This is a genomic window from Pseudomonas sp. KK18 (assembly GCF_037094675.1).
GTDB lineage: Bacteria > Pseudomonadota > Gammaproteobacteria > Pseudomonadales > Pseudomonadaceae > Aquipseudomonas.
Genome location: NZ_CP146605.1, coordinates 4,571,149 through 4,577,994, shown reverse-complemented (window position 1 = coordinate 4,577,994; position 6,846 = coordinate 4,571,149). Strand labels below are relative to the sequence as shown.

5 protein-coding genes are annotated in these 6,846 nt (G+C 61.1%); 3 read left to right on the top strand and 2 right to left on the bottom strand.

The window, feature by feature from the left end; all coding sequences use genetic code 11:
- Positions 1-111: 111 nt before the first annotated feature.
- Together macA and V6607_RS20765 are read left to right on the top strand one after the other, a co-directional pair.
- Positions 112-1,263, top strand: coding sequence for a macrolide transporter subunit MacA (gene macA, locus V6607_RS20770; protein WP_032898521.1), 1,152 nt, complete (start codon positions 112-114; stop codon positions 1,261-1,263).
- Between the two features lie 3 nt (positions 1,264-1,266).
- A complete protein-coding gene (locus tag V6607_RS20765) occupies positions 1,267-3,225 on the top strand; it encodes a MacB family efflux pump subunit (RefSeq protein ID WP_003212489.1) in 1,959 nt (652 codons plus the stop codon).
- A 125-nt stretch (positions 3,226-3,350) separates the two neighbouring features.
- Here the strand turns inward: V6607_RS20765 and V6607_RS20760 are convergent, their stop codons facing one another.
- Positions 3,351-4,040, bottom strand: coding sequence for a helix-turn-helix transcriptional regulator (locus tag V6607_RS20760; RefSeq protein WP_134326953.1), 690 nt, complete (start codon positions 4,038-4,040; stop codon positions 3,351-3,353).
- 185 nt (positions 4,041-4,225) lie between these two features.
- Complete coding sequence (locus V6607_RS20755; protein ID WP_134326952.1) at positions 4,226-5,470, bottom strand: methionine gamma-lyase; 1,245 nt, start codon at positions 5,468-5,470, stop codon at positions 4,226-4,228.
- Between the two features lie 124 nt (positions 5,471-5,594).
- Between V6607_RS20755 and V6607_RS20750 the strand changes: the two genes are divergently transcribed.
- Positions 5,595-6,065 carry an Lrp/AsnC family transcriptional regulator gene (locus V6607_RS20750; protein ID WP_008430161.1) on the top strand — a complete coding sequence of 157 codons (471 nt, stop codon included), beginning with the start codon at positions 5,595-5,597 and terminating at the stop codon, positions 6,063-6,065.
- Positions 6,066-6,846: the final 781 nt, after the last annotated feature.

The following is a 6,846-nucleotide window of genomic DNA, read 5'->3' as shown; positions in this document are numbered from 1 at the left end:
TTCAAAAGTGAGCCGCTGTAAGAGCGGAACCCATATCAGCCGTTACCAAAAAAACGGATATGTACTCCGAGCCAAAAGCCGGACCAACTTCAACGTCTTCTGTGGTCACTTATGGAAAAGTCAAAGCTTCGCAAAACAGGAATGGCCCTGGCCCTGGCAATCGCCGCCGCCCTGACCATCTACACCGTGCAGGCCCCCGCAGACGCGCCGCAATACCTGACCGCCACCGCCGAGCGCAGTGACATCGAAAACGCCGTCCTGGCCACCGGCCTGCTCGAAGGCGTCAAGCAGGTCGATGTCGGCGCCCAGGTTTCCGGCCAACTCAAATCCCTGAAGGTCAAGGTCGGCGACAAGGTCAAGAAGGGCCAATGGCTGGCCGAAATCGACCCGTTGATCCTGCAGAACACCCTGCGCAAAGCCCAGGTCGACGAAGAAAACCTCCAGGCCCAACGCCGCGCCACCGCCGCGCAACTCAAGGAAACCAAATCCGTCTACGAACGCTATCAGGGCCTGCAGGAGGACGAATCCGTGTCCCGCCAGGACTTCGAAACCGCCGAGTCCAACTACGAGGTACAGCGCGCCAACCTGATGTCCCTCGACGCCCAGATCAAAAGCGCCCACATCCAGATCGACACCGCCAAGATCAACCTGGCCTACACCCGCATCGTCGCGCCAATCGACGGCGATGTAGTGGGCATCGTCACCCAGGAAGGCCAGACCGTGATCGCCAGCCAACTGGCACCGGTGCTGCTCAAGCTCGCCGACCTGGACACCATGACCGTCAAGGCCCAAGTCTCCGAAGCGGACGTGATCCACATCAGTCCGGGCCAGCAGGTGTATTTCACCATCCTCGGCGAGGCCGACAAACGCTACTACGCCAAATTGCGCGGTACCGAACCTGCCCCGCAGAATTTCCTCGAAACCCAGACCGCCGGCACCCCCAAGCAAAACACCGCGGTGTTCTACAATGCGCTGTTCGACGTACCCAACCCCGACCACCGCCTGCGCATCGCCATGACCGCCCAGGTGCGCATCGTGCTCGACACCGCCAAGGCCGCACTGACCGTGCCGGTGGCCGCACTCGGCCCGCGCAATGCCGATGGCAGTTTCCCGGTGCGGGTGCTGGACGCCAAGGGCAAGGCCAACACGCGGCAGGTGCAGACGGGCATCAACAACAACGTCAAGGTGCAGATCCTCGATGGCCTGGCCGAAGGCGACAAGGTGGTGATCGGCGATCCATCGCCTGCCGTGGCGGGGGGCTGATTGATGACTCAGCCACTGCTGGAGCTTAAAGGCATCGTGCGCAGTTTCATGGCCGGTGACCGCGAATTCATTGCGCTCAAGGGCATCGACCTGACCATCCACGCCGGGGAAATGGTCGCGATCACCGGGGCCTCGGGTTCGGGTAAATCGACCCTGATGAACATTCTCGGCGGCCTCGACTACGCCACTGCCGGCAGCTACAAGATCAATGGCATCGAAACCCGTACCCTGGGGGATGAGCAACTGGCCGAGCTGCGCCGCGACTACTTCGGTTTTATCTTTCAGCGTTACCACTTGCTCGCGCACCTGAGCGCGTTGCACAACGTGGAAATGCCAGCGATCTATGCCGGTACGCCGGAAACCGCCAGGCACAGCCGCGCCGGGGAATTGCTGGCACGCCTGGGGTTGTCGGGGCATTTGACCCATCGCCCGAGCCAGCTGTCCGGCGGCCAGCAACAGCGCGTGAGTATCGCCCGGGCCTTGATGAACGGCGGCGAAGTGATCCTCGCCGACGAACCCACCGGCGCCCTCGATACCCACAGCGGCAAGGAGGTGATGCGCATCCTGGCCGAGCTGCACGCCGCCGGGCACACGGTGATCATCGTTACCCATGACCCGAAAGTCGCGGCCAATGCCCAGCGGATCATTGAGGTGCGCGATGGCGAGATCGTCAGTGACCGCGCCAATCAGAGTGTCGGCCTCGACCTGCCCACCGAAGCGCCCATCGAGCCCAAGCGCAGCGGTGCGCGCAAGTTGGTGGCGAGCCTCGGGCTGTTCAAGGAGGCCTTCAACATGGCCTGGGTCGCGCTGATTTCCCATCGCATGCGCACCTTGCTGACCATGCTCGGCATTGTCATCGGCATCACCTCGGTGGTATCGATCTCGGCCATCGGCGAAGGCGCCAAGCGCTATGTGCTCAAGGACATCCAGGCCATTGGCAGTAACACCATTGATATCTTTCCCGGCAAGAGTTTTGGTGACAGCCGTGCGTCAGCCATCGAGACGTTGTTGCCGTCGGATGTGGACGCGCTGAACCAGCTGTATTACGTCGACAGCGCCACGCCGGTGGTGGGGCGCAACCTGTTGCTGCGTTACGGCAATATCGACCTGGACGCCCAGGTCAATGGGGTCAGCGATCGCTATTTCCAGGTCAAGGGCCTGAAGCTCGAAGCCGGAATTACCTTCAGCGAAAGCGACGCCCGGCGCCAGGCCCAGGTGGTGGTGATCGACCACAACGCGCGCCATCGGCTGTTCGCGCCCGGCGTGGATCCGCTGGGCCAGGTGATCCTGGTGGGCAACCTGCCCTGCACCGTGATCGGGGTGACGGCCGACAACAAAAACATGTTCGCCGCCAGCAAGGCGTTGAACGTGTGGGTGCCGTACGAGACGGCAGCGGGGCGGCTGTTGGGCCAGCGTCATCTGGACAGCATCACGGTGCGCATCAAGGACGGCCAGCCGAGCAAGGTGGTGGAAGAGAACGTCACCAAGCTGATGTTGCAACGTCACGGCACCAAGGACTTCTTTACCAACAACCTCGACAGCATCATGCAGACGGTGCAGAAAACCAGCCGTTCCCTGGCGTTGCTGCTGTCGTTGATTGCAGTGATTTCGTTGCTGGTGGGCGGCATCGGAGTGATGAATATCATGCTGGTGTCGGTGACCGAACGCACCCGCGAAATCGGGATTCGCATGGCAGTGGGCGCGCGGCAATCGGATATTCGCCAACAGTTCCTGGTGGAAGCGGTGATGGTCTGCCTGATTGGCGGGATGATCGGCATCTCGCTGTCATTCGCCATCGGCTATCTGTTTTCGTTGTTTGTGAAAGAGTGGGAAATGGTGTTTTCCCTGGGCTCGGTAGTGACGGCGTTTGCGTGTTCAACGTTGATCGGGATTGTGTTCGGGTTTGTGCCGGCGCGGAATGCGGCGCGGTTGGATCCGATTGAAGCCCTGGCCCGGGATTAGGCCGGGCAGAGATCAAAAAATGTGGGAGCGGGCTTGCTCGCGAATGCGGTGGATCAGTCACACATGTATTGACTGACACTGCGCATTCGCGAGCAAGCCCGCTCCCACATTTGTTCCTCGGTGTTCTAGAGAGTGGCGTTTTCTTCTGTGGAATACATCCACCGCATCAACGAATGCCGGCCACTGATGCCCATCTTGATCGCAGCCCGCTTGAGGTAGCTCTCGATGGTATTGACCTTCAGTGCCAACTGCTCTGCCAGTTCCGGTGCGGTACGCCCGGCCAGCAGCCCCACGCACACCTCAAGCTCCCGGCTGGACAGGGCCAGCCCCGATTGCGCGAGGCGCTCTTCAAAGCGCCGGCGCAAGGTGTCGATGCCTGGTTGCTGCGGCGCTTCGCTGTCCGGACCGCTGGGTTGCAGGGCGCTGATGTGTTTTTCAACCATCGGCAGCAGCAGGGAGGAGAAGTCTTGCAGGATGATCCGCTCCTGCTGGGAAAAACTTTCGCAGGGGTTGGAGCGATACACCGACAGCACGTAGCTGACGTCATCCTTGCGCCGGGTCAGGTGCAGTTGGGCGGCGGCCTGGGCCTCTGCCTGCCCTGGCAGCGGGTCGGTGTACACCGGGCTGATCCCCGTCATTCGCGAACTGCCTGCCTTGCGCGGTGAACTCACAGGCATTTGGGTGATGTGCGTGGCGTCGACCGCCAGTTGGGTGAGGATCAGGTCGTGCAGCATGCGCGGGAAATGTCGGCTGCCGGTGCTGGCGATGACTTTGCCAATGTGGGGGAACAGGTGTGAGTTCATCATTTCATCCATGAGTTTCAATGAGGGCGGCGTACAGGGCAGTGATCTCCATGACTGCCGCCTCGTATGCTAGTACAGGCTTTCGCAAACGGGCCAATGAATGGATCAAATTTTTTGCGGTGCAGGGCGCAACGGGAGAAGCCCGACCTTTTCAGGCCGGGCTATTGATAAACGTCGCGCCTGCCTGTGAATTTACTTCAAGCGTGATGAACGTTGTGTTGCACCGCCCGGGATTTCGGCTTTACGGCACAGGCCTCCAGGGCTTGGGCAACGTCGGCCAGCAGGTCGGCGACATCCTCAAGGCCCGCCGAGAGTCGCACCAGCCCTTCGGAAATCCCGTGGTGGGCGCGCTGCTCCGGGGTGTAGGTGGAGTGGGTCATGCTGGCCGGGTGCTGGGCCAGTGACTCCGCGTCCCCCAGGCTCACGGCCCGGGTGAACAGCTTGAGGGCGTTCATGAAGCGTCGGCCCATGTCGATGCCGCCCTTGAGTTCAAACGCGATCATGCCGCCGGATTGTTTCATCTGCCGCGCGGCCAGTTCGTATTGGGGGAAGGAGCGCAGGCCGGGGTAGGTCACCCATTCCACCAGGGGATGGGCCTGCAAGGCTTCGGCGATGGCCAGGGCGTTGCTGCAATGGCGGTCCATGCGCAGGGCCAGGGTCTTGAGGCCGCGCATCAGCAGGGCGGCGTCCTGGGGTGACATCACCGCACCGGTCAGGTCCTTGAGCCCTTGCAGGCGAATGCGCTGGGCCAGGGCCTGGCTGCTGACGGCGATGCCGGCGGTGATATCGCCGTGGCCACTGAGGTATTTGGTGGCCGAGTGCACCACCACGTCGGCGCCCATTTCCAGCGGGCGTTGCAGGTAGGGCGTGCAGTAGGTGTTGTCCACCACCACGGTGATACCGGGTTGCCGGTGGGCGATCTCGGCGACGGCGGCGATGTCCACCAGTTGCAGGTTGGGGTTGGCCGGGGTTTCGAAGTAGATCATGCGCGTGGCCGGGTTGATGGCCTCGCTCATGGCGTTCAGGTCGGTGAGGTCGACGTGGCGCACCTTGATGCCGAACTCGCCGATGCCGTGGTGCAGCAGGGCGAAGGTGCAGCCGTAGAGGGTCTGGCTGACGATGATTTCATCACCTGGGCGCAGCAGGGTCCAGAACGTCGCGGCAATTGCGCCCATGCCGGAGCTGAAGGCGACGGCGGCTTCCCCGTTTTCCAGGGTGGCCATGCGCGATTCCAGCAGGGCCAGGGTGGGGTTGGAGATGCGGGTGTAGAAGTGTCCGCTCTCTTCGCCGGCGAAGCAGGCGGCTCCGTATTCGGCGGTGGGGAAGGCGAAGGTTGCCGTCAGGTAGATGGGCGGCACGAGGGCGCCGTGGTGGTCCTGGGGGTCATAGCCGTGGTGGATGGCGCGGGTGGAAAAGCCGAACGTGTTGTGTTTATTTTTCATGGTCGGACGCTCCTTATTTCCTACAATGCTATGCTTATAATGGCGGCCGAACGTTCCATAGTTTGCTGGGAAAAGCCGGTAGATTGGGATGAAAAACAATAAAAACGACGTTTTGAGGCAAGATATGCCCATGCATCTGGATCGGACTGACAAGGCACTTTTAAACGCCTTGCAGGGTAATGCGCGGTTGACGGTGGCGGAGTTGGCGGAGCGGGTGTCGCTGACCACTTCGCCGTGTTGGCGGCGGGTGAAGAACCTTGAGGACAGCGGGGTGATCGGCGGTTATCAGGCGATCCTGTCGCCCAAGGCGCTGGGGTATGGGGTGACGGCGTTTGTCAGCATCATGATGGATACGCACTCCCGGGAAGTTGCCCGGGCGTTTGAGCAAAGGTTGCTGGAGATTCCCGAGATTGTGGCGTGTCATAACGTTTCGGGGCGGTATGATTTTTTGTTGGAAGTGGTGGCGAAGGATCTGGAGTCGTTTGGAGAGTTTGCGCGGGAGGTGTTGCAGGGGTTGCCGTGTGTTAAGGAGATTTACTCGAGTTTTTCTTATAAGTCGGTGCGGCCGTTGCGGGTGATTCCTTTGCCGGAGTGATGGTGTGTATATCCGTTATTTGGGTAGCGGCTGCTTATGGTTTCGCTCTTACAGCGAGTCACTTTGCAAAAGCGGCAAAGTAACCAAAGCGCTCTGCCCCGCCTGTCGGCACCTCGCCTAGGCTCGGTGTGCCCTCACTCCGGCATTACTCCGCGGGCCGCCGCGACGGGCCATCCATGGCCCGGCGCGGCTAAACCGGCGTCCTGCCGGTTTACCCGCTGCGCAATACCTGCGTTCGGCCTCGGGCTTATTGGGGCAGTCAGATCAAGATCAAGATCAAAAGCACGGCGGCCTGAGAGCCGACCTGAGTGTTAAAAGCAAAGGCAAGATCCAGAGCGAAAGCAGAGCTGCTTTTCTGTAGGAGCTGGCTTGCCGGCGATGCAGACACCTCGGTGCATCAGACACACCCAGTTGATGCCATCGCCGGCAAGCCAGCTCCTACAGTGGACCGTGCCCGCTTTAGCTTTTGATTTTGCTTCTAAACACTCAAGCCGGCCGGTAGGCCGCTGTGCTGTTGATCTGCTTTTGATCTTGGGCGCCCCGTTAAACCACGCTGGCCGAACGCAGGCTTTGGAGCGTGGGTAACCCGGCAGGACGCCGGGTTAGCCGTCCTGGGCCAGGGATGGCCCATGACGGCGGCCCACGGTCCAAAGCCGGAGTGAGGGCACACCGAGCCTAAGCGAGGTGCCGAGTGGTGGGGCAAGAGCGTTTTGCTTACTTTTGCGCTTTTCAAAAGTGAGCCGCTGTAAGAGCGGAACCGATATCAGCCATCACCCAAAAA